Below are 17,417 nucleotides of genomic sequence, written 5' to 3'. Positions count from 1 at the left end.
CTATTACGTCCACACCGGCGAAAAGGCCGTCATCACCTACAAGCGCAACGGCAAGTTCGATCCGGACGGTCTGGAGAAGCTGAACCGCATCCTGCGCGACTGGCGCAAGAATCAGCCGACCAAGATGAACCCGCGGCTTTTCGATCTCATCTGGGAAGCCTACCGCGAAAGCGGATCGCACGAATTCATCTACGTCATCTGCGGGTTCCGTTCTCCCGGCACCAACGAGATGCTGCGCACACGCTCTGCCCATACCGGCGTTGCCAAGAAGAGCCAGCACATGCTCGGAAACGCGATGGATTTCTATCTCCCGGACGTCAAGCTTTCCAAGCTGCGCGAAATCGGCATGAAGCTGCAGGTGGGTGGCGTCGGCTATTATCCGACTTCCGGTTCGCCCTTCGTGCATATGGACGTCGGCGGCGTGCGCGCATGGCCGCGCATGGATCGTCAGGATCTCGTCCGTCTGTTCCCGAACGGCAAGACGATGCATATACCAGCGGACGGACGGCCGTTGCCTGGCTACCAGGAAGCAGTCGCCGACTATAAACGCCGGATGTCGTCGGACAATATCCAGATTGCAAGCTCTTCGTCGCCGCGCCGCGGCTTCTTTGCCCGCCTGTTCGGTGGCGGCGGTGCCGACGAGGAAGAGGACAATGCCGATAGCGGCACGACTGCGGCGCCGGTGGCTGTCGCTTCGGCGACCCCCAAGGGTCAGCCGGCTCCGGCCGCAAGTGACGAAGGCGACGATAGCCCGGCTCAAGCTCCTGTCCAGGTTCAGGTTGCCAGCGTGAACGCTCCTGTTCCGCAGGTTCGCCCGGCCTTCGGAAACCAGCCTGCCGGCAGCGATGTTGCTTCCGCTCTCGTCTCGCCTTCGCGTAACGCTGCTCAGGATGCGCTTGCCGCTGCCATGCCGAATGCGGACGATCAGCAGCAATATGCCGATCTTCGCTCCTATCATGTGCCGGTGCCGTCCTTGCTGGATCGCCGCGCGCCCGGCGATGCCGAACTGGCCTCTGCCGAAGCTGACATGAGGGGACAGCTTGCCGCCGTTCCTGTGCCGGCGCAGCGTCCTGAAATTGCCGAAAACCTTCTGGCCTCCGCCGATGCCGATCAGGAAGCGATCGACGACCAGGCCGATGCAGGCGCGCTCTCGCCTTCCGTCGTTGCGGCCCTGGAGCAGAGCCGGCCCGATCGAGCGGATGCGAACAATGCCGTTCCGGTGGCGCCGCCGTTGAACAATGTCGCATCGAAGGATCAGCTCCCGCCTTCGGGCAATGGTAGTGCCATGAGCAATGATGCGGCGCAGGCGATCGCGGCGGTCCTGCCGCAGCAGCGGCCGGCTCAGCAGATGCCGATGCAGGTGGCTGCGCTTGCGCCGATCCGCAACGAGGTGAAGGCCGGCAGCCATCGCTTCGGCGACAATTTCGAAACGCCGACGCCGCAGGAACGCGCGATTGCCGCAGGTATTGCAGCCAAGGGCGCAAGGCCGAGCAAGCAGGATGCGGCGGATGCCGATGCCGGACACGCCACGGTGACGACTGCGCCGAAACTGACGGAGAAGATGATTTCGCAGTGGGCGATCGCAAAAGCTCGTGTCGAGATCGTAAACCGCCCTGTCAAGGCGCCGCGTTTCGTAAGCCCGACGCTTCGTGCTCAGCCGACCGCCGTTTATACCGACGGATTCAAGGTTCAGACGGCCTCGATCGATCCCGAGCGCTTCAGCGGGACCGCGGTGAATTTTCTTCAGGTGAAGAAGTTCAATTCGGTCGAGTAGGCCGAGGTCATATGGTCGTCATCTCGCTCTCAGGAGCCTCTTCGGGCTTCTTTTCGTTCATTTCGCCGGGCAATGGCAAATCATAATCGGCAACGGCAAGCTGGAGCGCGATCTCACAGAGATCATGGACAATGCGGAATTTGTGTGCGCTTCAACCGGCCAAAAGGGCGCATTGGCAGGCGGCTCATATACCGAGAGCCCCACGTTTACAACTTATGAGATTGCATCTTGTTTGATATAATGTTTAACTTGCAGAACTTCAGTTGGGAAAAATGGGAGCGTCATACTTGGCTGAATGAGGCCGCCAGGTTGACGACAAGATGACGAATGGTCTTATCGGTATGCCTATCCACCCTTCTTTCAGTTGTTCAGACCGGCTGAAAGCAACCATCTTCAGTTTCGCCTCAGGTTTGCCTAATGCCGCATTCATTCACGGTTGCTAGAGCCTCGCGAAATATGACCGAGGTATCCGTAATGCAAAGCCGCGAATTCAACCGGTCTTCAGCGATGCCGCTCGAAGGATCTCACACGGGATTCGAGTTCGACCAAGCGTCCAAATCGACCGCCGGTGCGGATGAGCCGAGCCAGCCCGTCATTCGCGGCTTTATCGTCCATCTCGACCGGGCTCGCGATCGCCTGCCGCAGGTGGAAAGGCTTGTTGCAAAACTTCCGGTATCCACGGAGATCATCGAAGCCGTTGACGGCCGTGTGCTGACCGAAGCCGAGACGGATCGCGTCTATCGCCGCCGGCTGCAGAAGCCGTACTACCCATTTGCGATGAGCATGGGTGAGATCGCCTGTTTCCTGTCCCATCGAAAAGCATGGGCTGCGATTGTCGAGCAGGGTATCGATGCAGGTCTTGTCTTCGAGGACGACGTCGAGATCGATGATTCGTTCCATGCCGCTTTTGCCGCAGCCAAGGCTTGCCTGAAGCCCGGTTCGTTCATCCGCTTCCCATTCCGCATGGGAAAAGAACATGGCAGTTGCGTTCTCACTCACGGAGAGACCAATGTCATTCAGCCGACGCGCATCGGCTTGGGCATGGTGGCCCAGCTCGTCAGCCGCGACGCCGCAATCCGGCTGCTGGAGGTGACATCCGTCTTCGACCGGCCCGTCGATACGACCATTCAAATGAGCTGGTTTACCCATGTGTTCCCGCTGACGGTCCTGCCGGGCGGTGTCCGTGAGATTTCCCCGCAGCTCGGCGGCAGCACCATCAAAAGCAGCAAGACGTTGATGGAAACCCTTTCCAGAGAGGTTTTGCGGCCGCTCTATCGCGCGAAAATCGCCCTTCGCTCGCGCCGCTACATCTGAGACGATACATCGTGGCTGTTCCCATCCTCGCATATCATCAGATTGCGGTGCCGCCTTCGCGCAAGGCGCCGTTCAGAAGCATGGTCGTCCATCCAGAGGCCTTCCATCGTCAGATGGGGTGGCTGAAAAGGCTCGGAATTCAGGGCATGTCGCTGCGTGAGGCCATGCCCTACATCAGGGGCGAAAAGGCCGGCAAGGTTGCCGCCATCACCTTCGACGACAGCTATGTCAACGTCTACGAGAATGCCCTGCCCGTGCTGCAGGAGTATGGCTTCACCGCCACGAATTTCGTGGTGGCGAACCAGATCGGCGGCAGCAACGTTTGGGATACGCCGCTTGGCGTCGCACATTCGCCATGCATGTCGGCCGAGCAGCTGCGGCATTGGCACAGCCTTGGGCACGAGGTGGGGTCGCATACTCTCGACCATGTTCATCTGCCGCAATTGCCGATGGAAGAGGCGCGTCGCCAGATCGCGCACTCGCGCGAACTGCTCGAGGATCTGCTCGATGAGGGGGTCTCGTCCTTTTGCTTTCCTTATGGCGATGAAACGCCGCTCGATCGCGTGCTGACCTATGAAGCCGGCTACAGCGCCGCAACCACAACCCGCAGGGGCCGGGCGCGGACGGGCGACGACCCTTTCGGCCTGCCGCGGGCGACCATCCGGCGCAACGACAGCTGGCTGCATTTCGTCAAGAAATGCGTCGTCGGATAGCGGGCAGATCGATCGTCCGCAATTGCCGGCCTTCTCGGACCGGCTAGATCACGGTGTGATGGTGAAACTGTAGCTGCCGTTGGTCTTGTGGCCATCGGTCGAGAGCACATGCCATTCGACCGTGTACGTACCGGGAGCGAGCTTGTCGCTCACGGGCACCGTCAGCGTCTTGTCGCCATCCGCCAAGGCGGCGTCACCGGTTTTGATGGTCTTCTTGTCCGGTCCGGTCACGGTCGCGCCGCTGAATTTCAGGTTGAGGCTTTCAGTGAAGCTGAGATCGAGCACTGAAGGCGCCTGCTTGACGGTGCTGTTGGCAGCGGGTGCCGAGGATTTGAGATGGGCGTGCGCAAGGGCCTGGCCCGCGAGAGCAATGCTCGCCATGGCCGCAGCGAGGAGCAGCGTCTTCATTCGAGGCATCTCGGTTTTCCTTTCCTGTTTGCGCGGTCGTGGCCGCGGCAAATTCTGGGCTGTCGGTTACTGCTGTTTTTTCGGCGCGGAATCCACGATGGGATGGTCATTACCGTCGCTTAGCGTGTAGGGGCCGCCGGCACGATTTTGTACTGCCGCCGACGGCGGCATGAGGGTCCATGTGAAATAGGCGATCAGGCCGCAGACACCGAGCAGAAAGACGGTCAATATCGCCGGAATGGACCACTCCTTCGTGAACATCGGTGTTTCCAGGCGACGCTTGAAAGTGGCGCGACGCGCGGCCGCCGTCTTATTGAGCTGCGTCGGCATCGTCGCCTCCAGAGGTATACGTCTCGGTTTGAAAAGCGGCGCCAATATCGGCCATTTCGGCAGTGTCGGGGCCGAAGGCAGCGCGATGGTATATCAATCGGTTCATGATCGGTTTCCTTCAGGGAGTGGTGCGCCTTGCGGCAAATTCCGCCGCGAGGCTTTTCATGAGAAGGGGAGTTGCCTGCAGGGAACGGATGCCGATTTGATCCGCCGCAGAGCGACATGCGGTCCGTGAGCCCGCTACGCCGTCTTCGCCCGAAAAAGGCTCAGACGAGGCTCTGAAGAGCAGGGGGCGCGCGTGGTCCGCTATTGGGCGGATAAAGCTGTCGGCGGAATCGTGCGCTTTCGGGAGCGATCATATCCTGCCGCGCGCATTCGAGACGGTCGCATACGGCTGCCGGCGGGTGGGGAAGGAGTGCTGCGACGGAGATGCGGCATGCCTCGCAGCCGGGCATATAGGCCTTGCCGTGTTCCTTGCCGTCAGGCGTCTTCTCGGTGGTGCAGATGACCGGCAGGCTTCCGTCCGGCAAACGATACTGTGCAAGCTCTAGAAGAGGCAGTTCGGCGGCGTTGGAAACGGCCGGATGATGCGCGAAGCCGACGGACATCAACGTGAGGGCGCATAGAATGCGCATCAGTCCCTGCGTTGTTGCGAAGATCCGCTTCAGCACGATCTCTTCCCCGTTGCCAGCTTGGATGAAGCACCTACGACATTCGTCGTTTCAGCTCAATGCGGCAATTGGTATCCCCATCGAAGTGCCCGTTTACATGCCGCGCCGAGGTCGGCTACAGATGATTGCAGGGGCTTGCGCTGGCGGGTCGGCGAGCCTCATATCAGCCAAGGTCGCGCGGCCGGATCATTCTCCGGCGCTCGCGCGAAGAGGAATTGGAATGCCCATCGAATCCTGGAAAGGCGGCGAGGTCGATGTTGCCGTGATCGGTGCCGGAGCGGCCGGCGTGGCTGCGGCCAGGCGTCTGCAATTGCTCCGACCCGATCTTTCGGTCGTGCTGCTCGAAGCTTCCGATCGCGTCGGCGGCCGCGCTCGCTCGATCCATCCGTTCGGAACCGATGCTGCCGCACTCGATCTTGGCTGCGGCTGGCTGCATGGCGCCCGCACCAATGCCTGGACCGGGATCGCCGAAGAGGTCGGCCTGACTGTCGATCGTACCCCCGCGCCCTGGAGTGACGGCGGCCGCCGGCTCGAGCAGGACGATCCGGGCGCAAGGGCTGCGGGTGCGGCCGTCAACCGCTTCTTCGAACGCGTTTACGACTATGACGGCGACAAAGACGCGGATCTCTCGATCATGCTGTCGCCCGACGATCCGTGGCGTGAAAGGATTTACGCCGTCGGCGCGTTCATGACCGGGGGAGAGCTCGACAAGTCTTCGGTGATCGATCTTGGCCGCTACGATCCCGGTCCTGGTCCGGACTGGCGTGTGCGCCAAGGCTATGGAACGCTGGTGGCGACCTATGGCCTGCCGGTGCCGACCGTTCTCGGCGTGGAGGTCAGTCGCGTTGACCACAGCGGCGCCGACCATATCGTGCTTTCGACGGGCAAGGGCGAGCTGCGAGCCGGGGCTGTCATCGCCACCGTTTCCACAAATGTACTGGCTGCCGAACGCATTGCGTTCTGGCCGCCGCTGCCGGAGAAGATCGAGGCGGCGTCGCGCCTGCCGCTTGGCCTGGCAAACAAGCTTTTCATTCGTATCGCCGAACCGGACATGTTTCCCGACGATACTCATGCGATGGGATCGCAGCATAGCCGCCGGACAGGCGCCTATCAGCTCAAACCCTTCGGCGCCCCTCTCATCGAAGCCTATTTCGCCGCCGATCTTGCGCTCGATCTCGAGCGGCGGGGCATCGATGCCATGTTTGATTTCTCGGTGGAGCAGCTGAAGCGCGTCTTCGGTGCCGGTATCGGTGCGAAACTCTCGCCTCTCGTCATGTCTGCCTGGGCTAGCGAGCCCTTCGTGGGAGGCTCCTATTCCTATGCGACACCTGGTGCATCGGATCTGCGCGGGGTCTTGGCTGCCCCTTGCAACGATCGTCTGTTCTTTGCCGGCGAAGCCTGCTCGCGGTCGCGATACTCGACTGCACACGGCGCCTATGAAAGCGGCGTTGTTGCCGCAGAGGCGGTCGCGAAAGCGCTATGATCGAGCTTGACAAGGAGCGCGAACTCACTTGCGGGCGCGAAATGACGATTTGCCCCACGAATTTATGAAAATCACTCTTAAACTTGCGTGGGAACAGGCGTAAACGCAATCAAATACCACCCGATTTGATTTACACCATCCTTCGGGAGATGGCCGGCGTGAGCCGCGACAAGAGAAGCATTGGAGGAGCCATGAGCAACGGCGAGACGTTAACCTTCGACATCCATAAAAACCCCAATCCCGCGACGGCCAGCGAGCGGGAAGCGCTGCTGCAGAACCCGGGCTTTGGCCGTGTCTTCACCGACCATATGGTGACGATCCGCTATTCGCAGGATCGTGGCTGGCATGGCGCCAAGGTTGAGGCGCGCAAGGCGCTGGCTCTCGATCCGGCGACCGTGGTGCTGCATTATGCGCAGGAAATCTTCGAAGGCATGAAGGCCTACCACCTGCCGGACGGCGGTGCGGCGCTCTTCCGTCCGAGCGCCAACGCGAAGCGCTTCCACAATTCGGCCGAGCGGCTGGCCATGCCGCCGCTGCCGGAAAAGGTCTTCGTCGAATCCGTCCGCGAGCTGGTCAAGGTCGATCGGGAGTGGATTCCGACCGCCGAAGGCGCATCGCTTTACCTCCGTCCGTTCATGATCGGTTCGGAAGCCGCGCTCGGCACACGGCCGGCCACCGATTATCTTTTCTGTGTCATTGCCTCTCCGGTTGCTTCCTATTTCAAGGGCGGCGCATCTGCCGTTACGCTCTGGGTCTCCGAGAATTACACGCGCGCTGCTCCCGGCGGCACCGGTGCTGCCAAGTGCGGCGGCAATTATGCCGCAAGCCTTTCCGCGCTTGCCGAAGGCCAGCGTGAAGGCTGCGATCAGGTCGTCTTCCTCGATGCCGTCGAAAAGCGCTGGATCGAAGAGCTTGGCGGCATGAACATCTTCTTCGTCTTCGACGACGGCTCGCTGCAGACGCCGCCGCTGACAGGCACGATTCTGCCGGGCATCACCCGCGATTCGCTGATCAAGCTGGGACGCGACATGGGCCTCACCGTTCGCGAAGAGCCCTATTCGATCGAGCAGTGGCAGGCCGATGCCGAGAGCGGACGTCTGCGCGAATCCTTCGCCTGCGGCACGGCGGCTGTCGTGACGCCGATCGGCACGGTCAAGGGCCGCAAGCACAACTTCACGATCGGCGACGGCAATGCCGGTGCCACCACGCTCCGTCTGAAGGCCGCACTGACCGATATCCAGTTCGGCCGCGCGCCGGACAAGAATGAGTGGCTCGACCGCCTGTTCTAAGCTGGAAGCCGCGCAATCCACGTCAAGCTTTGACCGGACGGCGATCGATACCCGGCGGGAAACGCAGTATGCTCTTCCGCCGGGCTCAAGCGGAGCTGATGGACCTGCGGGTTTCCGCAAGGTTTCGCCTGGGAAGCTGCGGTACGGCACCTATGTTGCATGCATATCTGAACAGACATTTCTGAAAGGAAGCCGGACATGTCTGCCCCTACGGACAGCGATCTTTTTCAACGACTTGGTTTGAAGCATCCGCTGATCGTCGCGCCGATGGCGGGCGGTCCTACCTCGGTGGATCTGGTGGCGGCGGCTTCGGCGTCCGGCACGCTCGGCGCCATGGGCGGCGCCTATTTTAATGCCGCGGCCCTCGAAGCCTTTGCAGCTCAGGTGCGGCAGCGGACGGATAAACCCTTCTCGATCAATCTCTTCATTCCGCATTCGATCCCGGAGGTAGCCGCCGATCGGGTTGAGCGCGCAGCGGCCGCGACCGCACGATATCGCCAGGAGTTGGAGCTGCCTTCGCCGCAGCTTTCTCCTCCCTATGAGGAGGATTTCGATGCACAGTTCGAGGCCGTTCTGCGCATCAGGCCGGCCTGTTTCAGCTTCGTCTTCGGCCTATTGCCGGCCGACCATGTGCGAGAAGCGAAAAAGGCTGGTATCCCGCTGATCGGCACGGCGACGGCGCTCGACGAGGCGAGGGCGCTGGAAGAGAGCGGCGTGGATGCGATCGTGCTGCAGGGCTTCGAAGCGGGTGGTCATCGCGGCATTTTCGACGCCAGGGCAGCGGATCCGGAAATCGGGATGCGCGATCTCCTGGCGCAATGCGTCGGCACCATTCGTTTGCCGCTGATCGCGGCCGGCGGCATCATGACCCCAAGCGATATCCGGGCGGCGCTGCAGGCGGGCGCGCAGGCCGTCCAGATGGGCACGGCCTTTCTTGCCTGCGCGGAAGCCGGGACATCCGCGCCCTATCGCAAGAAGCTGCTCGAAACGCCGGAACGCAGAACGCGGACGACACGCGCCTTTTCGGGCCGCTTCGCGCGCGGCATCGAGAACCGCTTCATGAATGAGATGGATGGGAAGCCTGACGCCATTCTTCCCTTTCCGGCGCAAAACAAGTTCACGCGGGACATACGCGGTGCGTCGACGGCGAAGGGATCGCCGGATTTCCTGTCGCTCTGGTCGGGAACCGGTAAGGGCGAGCTCTGGCAGGGCAGTGCTGCCGAATTGATCCATCGCCTTTTCGCCGAGTGACACTCAAAAAGAAAGGAGCCGGCAAACCGGCTCCTGATCGCCTTGTAAGGCTGAGAAGGGCCTTGCTTATTCCATGCCAAGCGCAGCCATGTAGGTCTGCAGGATGGATTCTTCTTCCAGGCGTTCGTTGGCGTCCTTCTTGCGAAGGCGGATGATGGTGCGGATCGCCTTGGTGTCGTAGCCGCGGCCCTTGGCCTCGCCCATGACGTCCTTGATGTCACTGGCGATCGCGGCCTTTTCTTCTTCCAGGCGCTCGATGCGCTCGATGAATTGGCGGAGTTCCGCCGCGGCCACGTTCTCGACGCTGTTCTCTTCCATGCACTTCTCCTAAAGGGTCTCAAAGGGTCGCTTGCAGCCGGCCGCGGATAAGATCGAGTGTCCCTATAGGGCTCATCGCTTCACGGCCTGCGCGGTATTTCGAATTCGATCGGGCAGTTGACGTGCCGCGAATGGCGCGCAAGGTCAAGCCGGATTGGTGAAGGGAGGGTTAATCTTTCGGCTTGTTTCGCTCGAAAGCGGCTTTTTGCACAGGCGAGGCTTCTTTCTGATGCAGGTTTTTCCAATCCTCGTAGGGCATGCCGTAGATCACCTCGCGCGACTCGTCCTTGCTGACGGGCAAGCCTGCCTCTTCGGCCGCTTCGCGATACCAGTTGGAAAGGCAGTTGCGGCAGAAGCCGGCGAGATTCATAAGGTCGATGTTCTGGACATCGCTGCGTTCGCGCAGGTGCGCGACGAGGCGGCGGAACGCGGCGGCCTCGAGCTCGGTCTCTTGTTGCTTGGTGAGCGTGGTCATTTCTGTTCTCCTCGGTTCGCTCGCCGGTTCATGCCTCGTAGGGGCCGGTGCGCGAAGCATAGCGTTTGTATTCGTGCAGAGCCGGATCGGCATTGATCTCGCCGAAGATCGGCGCCAGCCGGTCGACCCATTCGACAACCCCAGCTTCATCACCGATCAGATCCTGGCGGACCTCAAGCAGCGCGTGCGGAATGCCTTTCATCATGCAATGGCGGAACATGGTGTCGTTGCGCAAGGCGCCGTCGTAAGGCTCGTTGTCGCCAATAATGAGATCGGTATCGGTGCCTAGCTTTGCAAGAAGCGGCGCGACGGCACGCTCGTCGCTATCCCAGAGCACGCTTGCATGCCAGGGGCGCGGCACGCTCTTCCATGCCGGCGTGAAGGAATGCATCGAGAATACCAAAGGTGCCTTGCCCGTCGTTTCGGCCACCGCGGAAATCGTCCGGTCGACCGCAGCGTGATAGGGCCTGTGGAAGGCCTCTATGCGGTAATTCCATTCCTCGTCCGTGATCGGATGGTTGCCTGATATGATTGCGCCGTCGGAGATTTTCATGATCAGCGTCGGGTCGTCCTCGCCGCGGTTCGGATCGATCAGCAGGCGGGAAAAGCCGCCGAGCACGCCGGGTACGTCCAGCCGCGCACAGAGATGGCGGCACAGGCTTTCGATACCGATGTCATAGGCGATATGGCGGGAAAAGGCAGTTTCCGGCAGGCCGAGGCTGCCATAGCGCTGCGGCAGATGGCGCATGGCGTGATCGCCGAGAATGACCATGCCTTTGTCACGATTGCCGGGTATGATTTCAAACGGTCTGAAGTCGGTCATGCAGATTGTCGATTATTGAAATTTTCAACTCTTTGTTTGATTGCATGTGCGGATGGAAGGTGCAAGGTTTGCAGCTTCGATCGGATGGAGAGCGGCGCCTGGTGCCGTCACCATGCCGTGAAGAAAATATAATCGATTAGAGTTGCGTTGACATTCATGGGATGGCAGCGCAAGAAGACGCAACAACGAACAACCGGGAGCCAATTGGAAGCCGTGTCCAGCCAAGTCGCGCCACGTTTCGTTAAGCGGTCAGGTCCGCTAGCCCGAATCGCCTTCCTCATCCTTGCTGCGGCAGCGCCGTTCTTCTTTTTCATGCCGGATGCCGCTCATGCCGACTTCCGAACATGCAACGGTACGCAGAACCTCGTCGGTGTGGCGATCGGCTATCGTGCCAAGGAAGGCTGGGTAACGGAAGGGTGGTGGCAGATTCCGGCCAACACCTGCGCCACTTTGATCGAGGGGCCGCTCCAATCCCGCTACTATTATCTCTACGCAGAAGATGCGGCTCGCGGCGGCCGCTGGACGGGCGACGTCGAAATGTGCGTGGCGGAAAACGAATTTAAAATCCCAGGCGTGAAGGACTGCTACGCTCGCGGTTATCAGAAGATGGGATTCAAGGAATACGACACGGGGCGTCAGGCGAGCTGGATGGTTCAGCTTTCCGATACCCCGGGCAGCCAGGAAAGCCAGAATTGATGAGACGAAACCGAAAAGTCAAAATCCTCGCAACACTCGGTCCGGCATCTTCCTCCGAGGAGATGATCCAGAAGCTTCATGAGGCCGGGGCGGACCTGTTCCGCATCAACATGAGCCACGCCAGCCACGATGTGATGCGCATGCTGATCCAGCGCATTCGCGCCGTCGAAAGCCGCTGTGGCCGTCCGATCGGCATTCTCGCTGACTTGCAGGGTCCCAAGCTGCGCGTCGGCAAGTTTGCCGAGGGCAAGGTCGATCTGAAGCCTGGCCAGACCTTCACGCTCGACAATCAGGATACGCCCGGCGACAACACGCGCGTTTACCTGCCGCATCCGGAAATCCTGGAATCGGTGCAGCCCGGCCATCGTCTGCTGATCGACGACGGCAAGCTGGCGCTGCGTGCCGAAAAATGCGACGGCAAGAGCATCGTGACGACAGTCATTTCGGGCACGAAGATCTCCGACCGCAAGGGCGTCAGCCTGCCTGACACTCTGCTCGGCGTCGGCGCGCTGACCGACAAGGACCGCACCGACCTCGATGCCGTCCTGGCCACCAACGAAGTCGACTGGGTCGCGCTTTCCTTCATCCAGCGCCCGGAAGATCTGACGGAAGTCCGCAAGATCTCGCATGGCCGCGTCGGCCTGATGTCAAAGATCGAGAAGCCGCAGGCTGTCGAGCGCATCGAGGAAATCATCGAGCTTTCCGACGCTCTGATGGTCGCCCGCGGCGATCTCGGCGTGGAAATGCCGCTGGAATCCGTTCCAGGCATCCAGAAGCAGTTGATCCGCGCCTGCCGCCGCTCCGGCAAGCCGGTTGTCGTCGCCACGCAGATGCTGGAATCGATGATCTCCGCGCCGGTCCCGACCCGCGCCGAAGTTTCCGACGTCGCAACCGCCGTCTTCGAAGGCGCAGATGCCGTCATGCTTTCGGCAGAATCCGCCTCCGGCGACTATCCGGTCGAAGCCGTTTCCATGATGGCCTCGATCGCCGGCACCATCGAGCGCGAGCCGCATTATCCAGGCATCATCTATGCTCAGCGCGCACTTCCAGAAGCGACTGGTGCCGACGCGATTTCGCTCGCCGCACGCCAGATCGCCGAAACGCTGAAGCTCGCCGCCATCGTCTGCTATACCTCGTCGGGCACTACCGGCCTGCGTGCCTCGCGCGAGCGTCCGCAGGTTCCGATCCTGGCGCTGTCACCGATCATCCAGACGGCGCGCCGTCTCTCCGTCGTCTGGGGCATGCACTGCGTCGTCACGCACGATGCGACCGACCTCGACGACATGGTCAACAATGCCTGCCGCATCGTTGCCGAGGAAGGCTTCGGCAAGCCGGGCGACCGCATCATCATTTCGGCCGGTGTTCCGCTCGGCACGCCAGGCGCCACCAACATGCTGCGCATTGCCTATATCGGCTCGGACGGCCAGTCCGGCGTGTGATTGCCGACATCTGACTGCGGCAGCACCCTGAAACATCCGAAACCCGCTGTCGAAAGACGGCGGGTTTTTTCTTGAAGCGGAGTGCCTGCGATCCCCCAGGCTGAGTGAGAAGGAGATATGCCAGTGAAAGTCGGATTTATCGGATTGGGCCAAATGGGCAGCGCCATGGCCGTCAACCTCGTCAAGGCCGGGCATGAGGTAACCGTCCACAATCGCTCGCGCGATAAAGCTGAGGCTTTGGCTAGCGAAGGCGCGAAGGTTGCCGGAACGGTGGCGGAAGCCTGCGCTGGCGATGCCGTATTCACGATGCTCGCGCATGACGATGCGCTTTCGGCCGTCGTTCATGGCGATGGTGGCGTTTTGGCAAACCTTGGCAGGGGCGCGGTTCATATTTCCGCAAGCACAATCAGCGTCGCCATGTCCGAACGGCTTACCAAAGAGCACGCGGCCGCAGGCCAGCGTTTCGTGGCGGCACCCGTCTTCGGCCGTCCGGAAGCCGCTGCTGCGGCGAAGCTCTTCGTTGCTGCAGCAGGTGCGCCTGATGCCGTCCGGTCGGTCATGCCGCTCTTCGAAGCCATCGGTCAGCGTACATTCGTGCTCGGGGAAGAGCCGAAGGCAGCCAATCTCGTCAAGCTCAGCGGCAATTTCCTCATCGCTTCGGTCATCGAGTCGCTCGGCGAAGCCATGGCACTGGTCGAGAAGGGTGGTGTCGACCGGCATGCCTATCTCGATCTTCTGACCTCGACGCTGTTCAATGCGCCCGTCTACAAGACCTATGGCGGGCTGATCGCGGACCGCAAGTTCAAGCCGGCGGGCTTTACGGCGCCGCTTGGCCAGAAAGATGTCCGGCTGGCATTGGCAGCCGGCGAGGCGCTGAACGTGCCGTTGCCATTGGCAAGTCTGCTGCGTGATCGGTTCCTGACCTTGCTTGCGCATGGCGGCGAGGAACTGGATTGGTCGGCGATCGGCGCGCTGGCGGCGAAGGATGCGGGATTGGAGGGGTAGCTTGGAGTGTGTCATCGACGCTCGAGTTTGTGGGGAGTGCTGCACCCCCCTCTGTCGCGAAAGCGACAGAGGGGGGTATCAGAGGTGCGGCAGACTGGAAGCAAGCAGACACTTGATTACCACCACCTCACATGCAACCTTCCTCTCTTCCAGAGGAGGGACATCATGCATCTCACCACACTGCTCGCCTTTGCTGCCGTTTCCTTCATCGGTATCGCGACGCCGGGGCCGACCGTGCTTCTGGCGCTGACCAACGGCTCGCGTTTCGGCGTCAGGCGCGCCTTGCCGGGCATGGTCGGCGCCGTTCTTTCCGATGCCGTGCTGATCAGCGCCGTCGCTATCGGCCTCGGGGCGCTGCTGGCTGCTTCCGAGTTCTGGTTCTCGGCTCTGAAATGGGTGGGTGCGGCCTATCTCGCCTTTCTCGGCATCATGATGCTGCGCTCGAAGGGAAGCATAGACGGTGCCTTGCAGGCGGGCGCGAACCCATCGAAGGGAGGCGCCTTTTCCATTGGCCTGAAGAGCTTCATGGTCGCGGTTACCAATCCCAAGGGCTATCTCTTCTTCTCGGCCTTCCTGCCGCAGTTCATCGATCCCTCGGCGCCGCAGATGCAGCAATATATCGTGCTCGGTGCGATCTTTGCTGCGCTCGATTTCATGAGTCATGTTCGGCTATGCCGTTTTCGGTTCGCAGGCCGTGCGCGTCCTGAAATCGGAAGGGGCGAAATGGCTCGAGCGCGCCTGCGGCGGCGCGCTTTTGGCTCTTGCCGGGTCGCTGGCGCTCTATCGCCGCGCCGTGAATTAGAGCATTTCCAGGAAAAGTGCGGTAGCGGTTTTTCGTCCGGAATGCATAAAAAAACAAGAGGATAGAGCGTTTTCGCGATTCGAAGAAAAGCGGAAATGCTCTAAAGACTCAGCGCCGCTTCGAAGACTTCCCTGTCGACATTGCCGCCTGAGGTAACGGCGATCACCGTGTCACCGTCGATATCCTTGCCGTGGAAGAGCGCTGCTGCCAGTGCCACGGCGCCGCCCGGCTCAACCACGATTTTCAAACGGGTAAAGGCGAGCGCCATGGCCTTTTGTGCCTCTTCGTCCGTCACGGCGAGGCCGGGGCCGCAAAGGCGCTTCAGGATCGGAAAGGTGATGTTGCCCGGCTGCGGCGTGATGATGGCGTCGCAGATCGAGCCCTGCAGCGCGGCATTGCGCTCGATCTTGCCGGAAGCCAGCGAACGGGCGGTATCGTCGAAATCCTGAGGTTCGCAGGGGCGCACCTTCAAGCCCGGTGCGCGGGATTCGAGGGCCAGCGCGATACCGGAGGTCAGGCCGCCGCCACCACAGGGGACAAGGACGCTTGCGGCCTCGATGCCCTCCTCGGTGGCTTGTTCGGCGATTTCGAGTCCGGTCGTTCCTTGGCCGGCAATCACTTGCGGTTCGTCGAAGGGCTTGATGAGTGTGAGGCTGCGCTCCTTCGAGATGCGGGCGCCGATCTCGTCGCGGTCTTCTTTTATACGGTCGTAGAGCACGACTTCGGCGCCGAAGGCGCGGGTATTGGCGATCTTCAGTTTCGGGGCGTCGGCCGGCATGATGATGACGGCAGGGACGCCATGCAGTTTTGCAGCCAATGCCACGCCTTGTGCGTGATTGCCTGAGGAAAAGGCGATGACGCCTCTGGCACGCACGGCCGGTTCCAGTGCCGAAACCGCCGACCAGCCGCCGCGGAACTTGAAGGAGCCGGAATGCTGCAGGCATTCGGCCTTCACGAATAGACGGCGCCCGGCGATTTCATCAAGGAAGGGCGAGGAGAGCAGCGGCGTGCGCCGTGCCCGACCGCCGAGGCGCGTGCGTGCGGCTTCGATCATTGCGATGTCGACCATGGAGGGATCACTCTTCTGATTTAGAAAGACTTTCCATCCATAAAGCGCCCGCCTGTCCTTTGAAACAAGGAGATTGTCTCCATGACACTTCAAGCGATGCCAGGCAGCGAGAGATGCCCGACGTCGTAGGCCTGGACACCTGGCCGAGCCGGATCTTTCGGCGGCTCGGCCAGCAGGCGGAAGCGTACCAGCGTCCAGTGCGTCGGCTCGAAGGCGGCGACCGAGGCGAGGGCTTCGCCGTTCGACAGGGCCTGCGCTGCCGCTTGCGTCTCGTTTGCGCGGAGTTCGCCAAGCGATTTTTTGGCGTCGATTGCGACCACCTCGCGTATCGCGAATTTGGCGCGGCGAATATCCGCAGACGTCTCGGCGTACCATGCGATCCAGGTGTTGACCTGCGGGCGGCCGAAATTCTCGGTCAGGGCGAGAAAGCCGGGGCCGCAGACGAAGTCGCTCAGGCCCTCTTCTTCATGCCAGACATAGAAGGGGGAATAGAGATTCTGCCGGCTCCCTATAATGGCATCGTCCTTCCTTGCCGTCAGATAGGCCTTGAACTTCAGGCCCGCGAGATTGTCGAGCAGGGGACCTTTTTCGCGGATGCGGCGATCGATGATCGCCATCTCGTAATCTGCGGGGAGGGGGAAGCTATATTGCATGGCGATCATCGGTCATTCCTCCAGCCAGGTCACGGCGCTTCCATCCTGCGCCGCCTGGATGCTGATATAGGAAAAGGCATTTTCCGGCGCCGCACCGTGCCGATGGCGTTCGTTCGGTGCGAAGCTGACGCAGTCGCCGGCGTGCAGTTCCTCGGCCGGACCGCCGAAGCGTTCGGCCAGTCCGACACCGGACAGAACATAGAGGATCTGCCCATGCGGATGCGTATGCCAGTGTGTCATCACGCCGGGCTCGAGGGCGCAGCGCATGGCTGTGAGACCGCCGTTTTCACCGTTCTCCACGAGTGACTCCACTAGGAAAGAGGCGGTTGCGATGCCTTCGGGCGACGGGCGCATATTCGTGCCGGCACGATGGATAACGGGCGATGGCGTTGAGGTGGTTTGAGGCATGTCTCTCAGACCTGTTCGATCATCTGGGCGCGGCCATCGGCAAAGGACCAGTCCTCGCGTGTCGCCGTCGTGATGGTGATCATGATGTCCTCGGCGCGAACGCCAGGCGCATCGGCAAGAAGTTCAGCGACCCGGCGATAGAAGGCTTTCTTGACTTCCGTGCTGCGCGGCTTGCCGATAGCGACATCGAAGAAGACGTAGTCGTCCGAGCGCGGCTTGCTGGCGAAATAGGTCCGGTCGAAGATGAGTTCATGCGGCTCCAGCTGGTGAATGGACTGGAAACGGTCCGTCGGCGGCACTTCGAAGGCTTCGACCAGAGCGCGATGAAAGCTGTCGGACAGTGCCTTGAGATATTCCGGCGACTTTCCGCGCAGAAGGGTGATGCGGGTGAATGGCATGGGATTGCTCCTGTTTCCGTGTCACTTGACGAGCATAGAATGCCAGCAGATAATCGTCCCGAAAATCAGATAATTCAGGATTTATAGTCCCAAAAATA

At 61.1% G+C, this 17,417-nt stretch carries 19 protein-coding genes and 1 pseudogene; 10 read left to right on the top strand and 10 right to left on the bottom strand.

Going from position 1 to position 17,417, the window contains the following annotated elements; all coding sequences use genetic code 11:
• From Q4Q11_RS18255 to Q4Q11_RS18245, 3 genes are all read left to right on the top strand, one after another.
• On the top strand, positions 1–1,774 hold a 1,774-nt coding region (locus Q4Q11_RS18255), incomplete at its 5' end, for a peptidoglycan L,D-endopeptidase MepK (RefSeq protein WP_498570383.1).
• 474 nt (positions 1,775–2,248) lie between these two features.
• Entirely contained in the window at positions 2,249–3,088 is an 840-nt protein-coding gene (locus Q4Q11_RS18250; protein ID WP_112503046.1) for a glycosyltransferase family 25 protein, read from the top strand.
• A gap of 11 nt (positions 3,089–3,099) precedes the next feature.
• A complete protein-coding gene (locus Q4Q11_RS18245) occupies positions 3,100–3,801 on the top strand; it encodes a polysaccharide deacetylase family protein (RefSeq protein WP_112503049.1) in 702 nt (233 codons plus the stop codon).
• Positions 3,802–3,849: 48 nt separating this feature from the next.
• Here the strand turns inward: Q4Q11_RS18245 and copC are convergent, their stop codons facing one another.
• The 3 genes from copC to Q4Q11_RS18230 form a co-directional block, all read right to left on the bottom strand.
• Positions 3,850–4,218, bottom strand: coding sequence for a copper homeostasis periplasmic binding protein CopC (copC, locus tag Q4Q11_RS18240; RefSeq protein WP_112503052.1), 369 nt, complete (start codon positions 4,216–4,218; stop codon positions 3,850–3,852).
• Positions 4,219–4,275: 57 nt separating this feature from the next.
• Complete coding sequence (locus Q4Q11_RS18235; protein WP_113222710.1) at positions 4,276–4,539, bottom strand: hypothetical protein; 264 nt, start codon at positions 4,537–4,539, stop codon at positions 4,276–4,278.
• A gap of 266 nt (positions 4,540–4,805) precedes the next feature.
• Complete coding sequence (locus Q4Q11_RS18230; protein WP_498570382.1) at positions 4,806–5,210, bottom strand: hypothetical protein; 405 nt, start codon at positions 5,208–5,210, stop codon at positions 4,806–4,808.
• Between the two features lie 220 nt (positions 5,211–5,430).
• On the opposite strand from Q4Q11_RS18230, the gene Q4Q11_RS18225 reads away from it, so the two are divergent.
• From Q4Q11_RS18225 to Q4Q11_RS18215, 3 genes are all read left to right on the top strand, one after another.
• On the top strand, positions 5,431–6,693 hold the full coding sequence (locus tag Q4Q11_RS18225) for a flavin monoamine oxidase family protein (RefSeq protein ID WP_498570381.1): 1,263 nt from the start codon (positions 5,431–5,433) through the stop codon (positions 6,691–6,693).
• Between the two features lie 191 nt (positions 6,694–6,884).
• Entirely contained in the window at positions 6,885–7,982 is a 1,098-nt protein-coding gene (locus Q4Q11_RS18220; protein ID WP_498570380.1) for a branched-chain amino acid aminotransferase, read from the top strand.
• Positions 7,983–8,180: 198 nt separating this feature from the next.
• A complete protein-coding gene (locus Q4Q11_RS18215) occupies positions 8,181–9,233 on the top strand; it encodes an NAD(P)H-dependent flavin oxidoreductase (protein WP_498570379.1) in 1,053 nt (350 codons plus the stop codon).
• A 66-nt stretch (positions 9,234–9,299) separates the two neighbouring features.
• On the opposite strand, the gene Q4Q11_RS18210 is transcribed toward Q4Q11_RS18215, so the two are convergent.
• The 3 genes from Q4Q11_RS18210 to Q4Q11_RS18200 all read right to left on the bottom strand — a co-directional run bounded on the left by Q4Q11_RS18210 (position 9,300) and on the right by Q4Q11_RS18200 (position 10,849).
• A complete protein-coding gene (locus tag Q4Q11_RS18210) occupies positions 9,300–9,551 on the bottom strand; it encodes a DUF2312 domain-containing protein (protein WP_004117455.1) in 252 nt (83 codons plus the stop codon).
• A gap of 169 nt (positions 9,552–9,720) precedes the next feature.
• Positions 9,721–10,026 (bottom strand): DUF1244 domain-containing protein, encoded by a 306-nt coding sequence (locus tag Q4Q11_RS18205; RefSeq protein ID WP_113213595.1) that lies wholly within the window; start codon positions 10,024–10,026, stop codon positions 9,721–9,723.
• A gap of 28 nt (positions 10,027–10,054) precedes the next feature.
• Complete coding sequence (locus Q4Q11_RS18200) at positions 10,055–10,849, bottom strand: N-formylglutamate amidohydrolase (RefSeq protein ID WP_113213594.1); 795 nt, start codon at positions 10,847–10,849, stop codon at positions 10,055–10,057.
• 204 nt (positions 10,850–11,053) lie between these two features.
• On the opposite strand from Q4Q11_RS18200, the gene Q4Q11_RS18195 reads away from it, so the two are divergent.
• The 4 genes and pseudogenes from Q4Q11_RS18195 (at position 11,054) to Q4Q11_RS18180 (ending at position 14,791) form a co-directional block, all read left to right on the top strand.
• Positions 11,054–11,545, top strand: a complete 492-nt coding sequence (locus tag Q4Q11_RS18195; protein ID WP_112503071.1) for a DUF1036 domain-containing protein — start codon at positions 11,054–11,056, stop codon at positions 11,543–11,545.
• On the top strand, positions 11,545–12,984 hold the full coding sequence (gene pyk, locus Q4Q11_RS18190) for a pyruvate kinase (RefSeq protein WP_112503074.1): 1,440 nt from the start codon (positions 11,545–11,547) through the stop codon (positions 12,982–12,984). The genes Q4Q11_RS18195 and pyk overlap by 1 nt, the downstream gene beginning before the upstream one ends.
• A 123-nt stretch (positions 12,985–13,107) precedes the next feature.
• Positions 13,108–13,989, top strand: coding sequence for an NAD(P)-dependent oxidoreductase (locus Q4Q11_RS18185; RefSeq protein WP_498570378.1), 882 nt, complete (start codon positions 13,108–13,110; stop codon positions 13,987–13,989).
• A gap of 165 nt (positions 13,990–14,154) precedes the next feature.
• Positions 14,155–14,791 (top strand): annotated as a pseudogene (locus Q4Q11_RS18180) (LysE family translocator).
• Positions 14,792–14,891: 100 nt separating this feature from the next.
• On the opposite strand, the gene Q4Q11_RS18175 reads toward Q4Q11_RS18180, so the two are convergent.
• The 4 genes from Q4Q11_RS18175 to Q4Q11_RS18160 all read right to left on the bottom strand — a co-directional run bounded on the left by Q4Q11_RS18175 (position 14,892) and on the right by Q4Q11_RS18160 (position 17,319).
• Entirely contained in the window at positions 14,892–15,860 is a 969-nt protein-coding gene (locus Q4Q11_RS18175) for a threonine/serine dehydratase family protein (protein WP_112503082.1), read from the bottom strand.
• Positions 15,861–15,949: 89 nt separating this feature from the next.
• Positions 15,950–16,522 (bottom strand): DUF4865 family protein, encoded by a 573-nt coding sequence (locus Q4Q11_RS18170; RefSeq protein WP_498570377.1) that lies wholly within the window; start codon positions 16,520–16,522, stop codon positions 15,950–15,952.
• A gap of 3 nt (positions 16,523–16,525) precedes the next feature.
• Positions 16,526–16,921 carry a cupin domain-containing protein gene (locus Q4Q11_RS18165; protein ID WP_112503087.1) on the bottom strand — a complete coding sequence of 132 codons (396 nt, stop codon included), beginning with the start codon at positions 16,919–16,921 and terminating at the stop codon, positions 16,526–16,528.
• A gap of 5 nt (positions 16,922–16,926) precedes the next feature.
• Positions 16,927–17,319: a tautomerase family protein gene (locus Q4Q11_RS18160; protein ID WP_113337323.1), complete on the bottom strand. Its 393-nt coding sequence runs from the start codon at positions 17,317–17,319 to the stop codon at positions 16,927–16,929.
• Positions 17,320–17,417 lie beyond the last annotated feature (98 nt).

This window comes from Rhizobium sp. UFLA01-1127 (assembly GCF_059803845.1).
The sequence above is the reverse complement of the archived record's forward strand: the minus strand, read 5'-3'. Positions and strand labels throughout refer to the sequence as shown.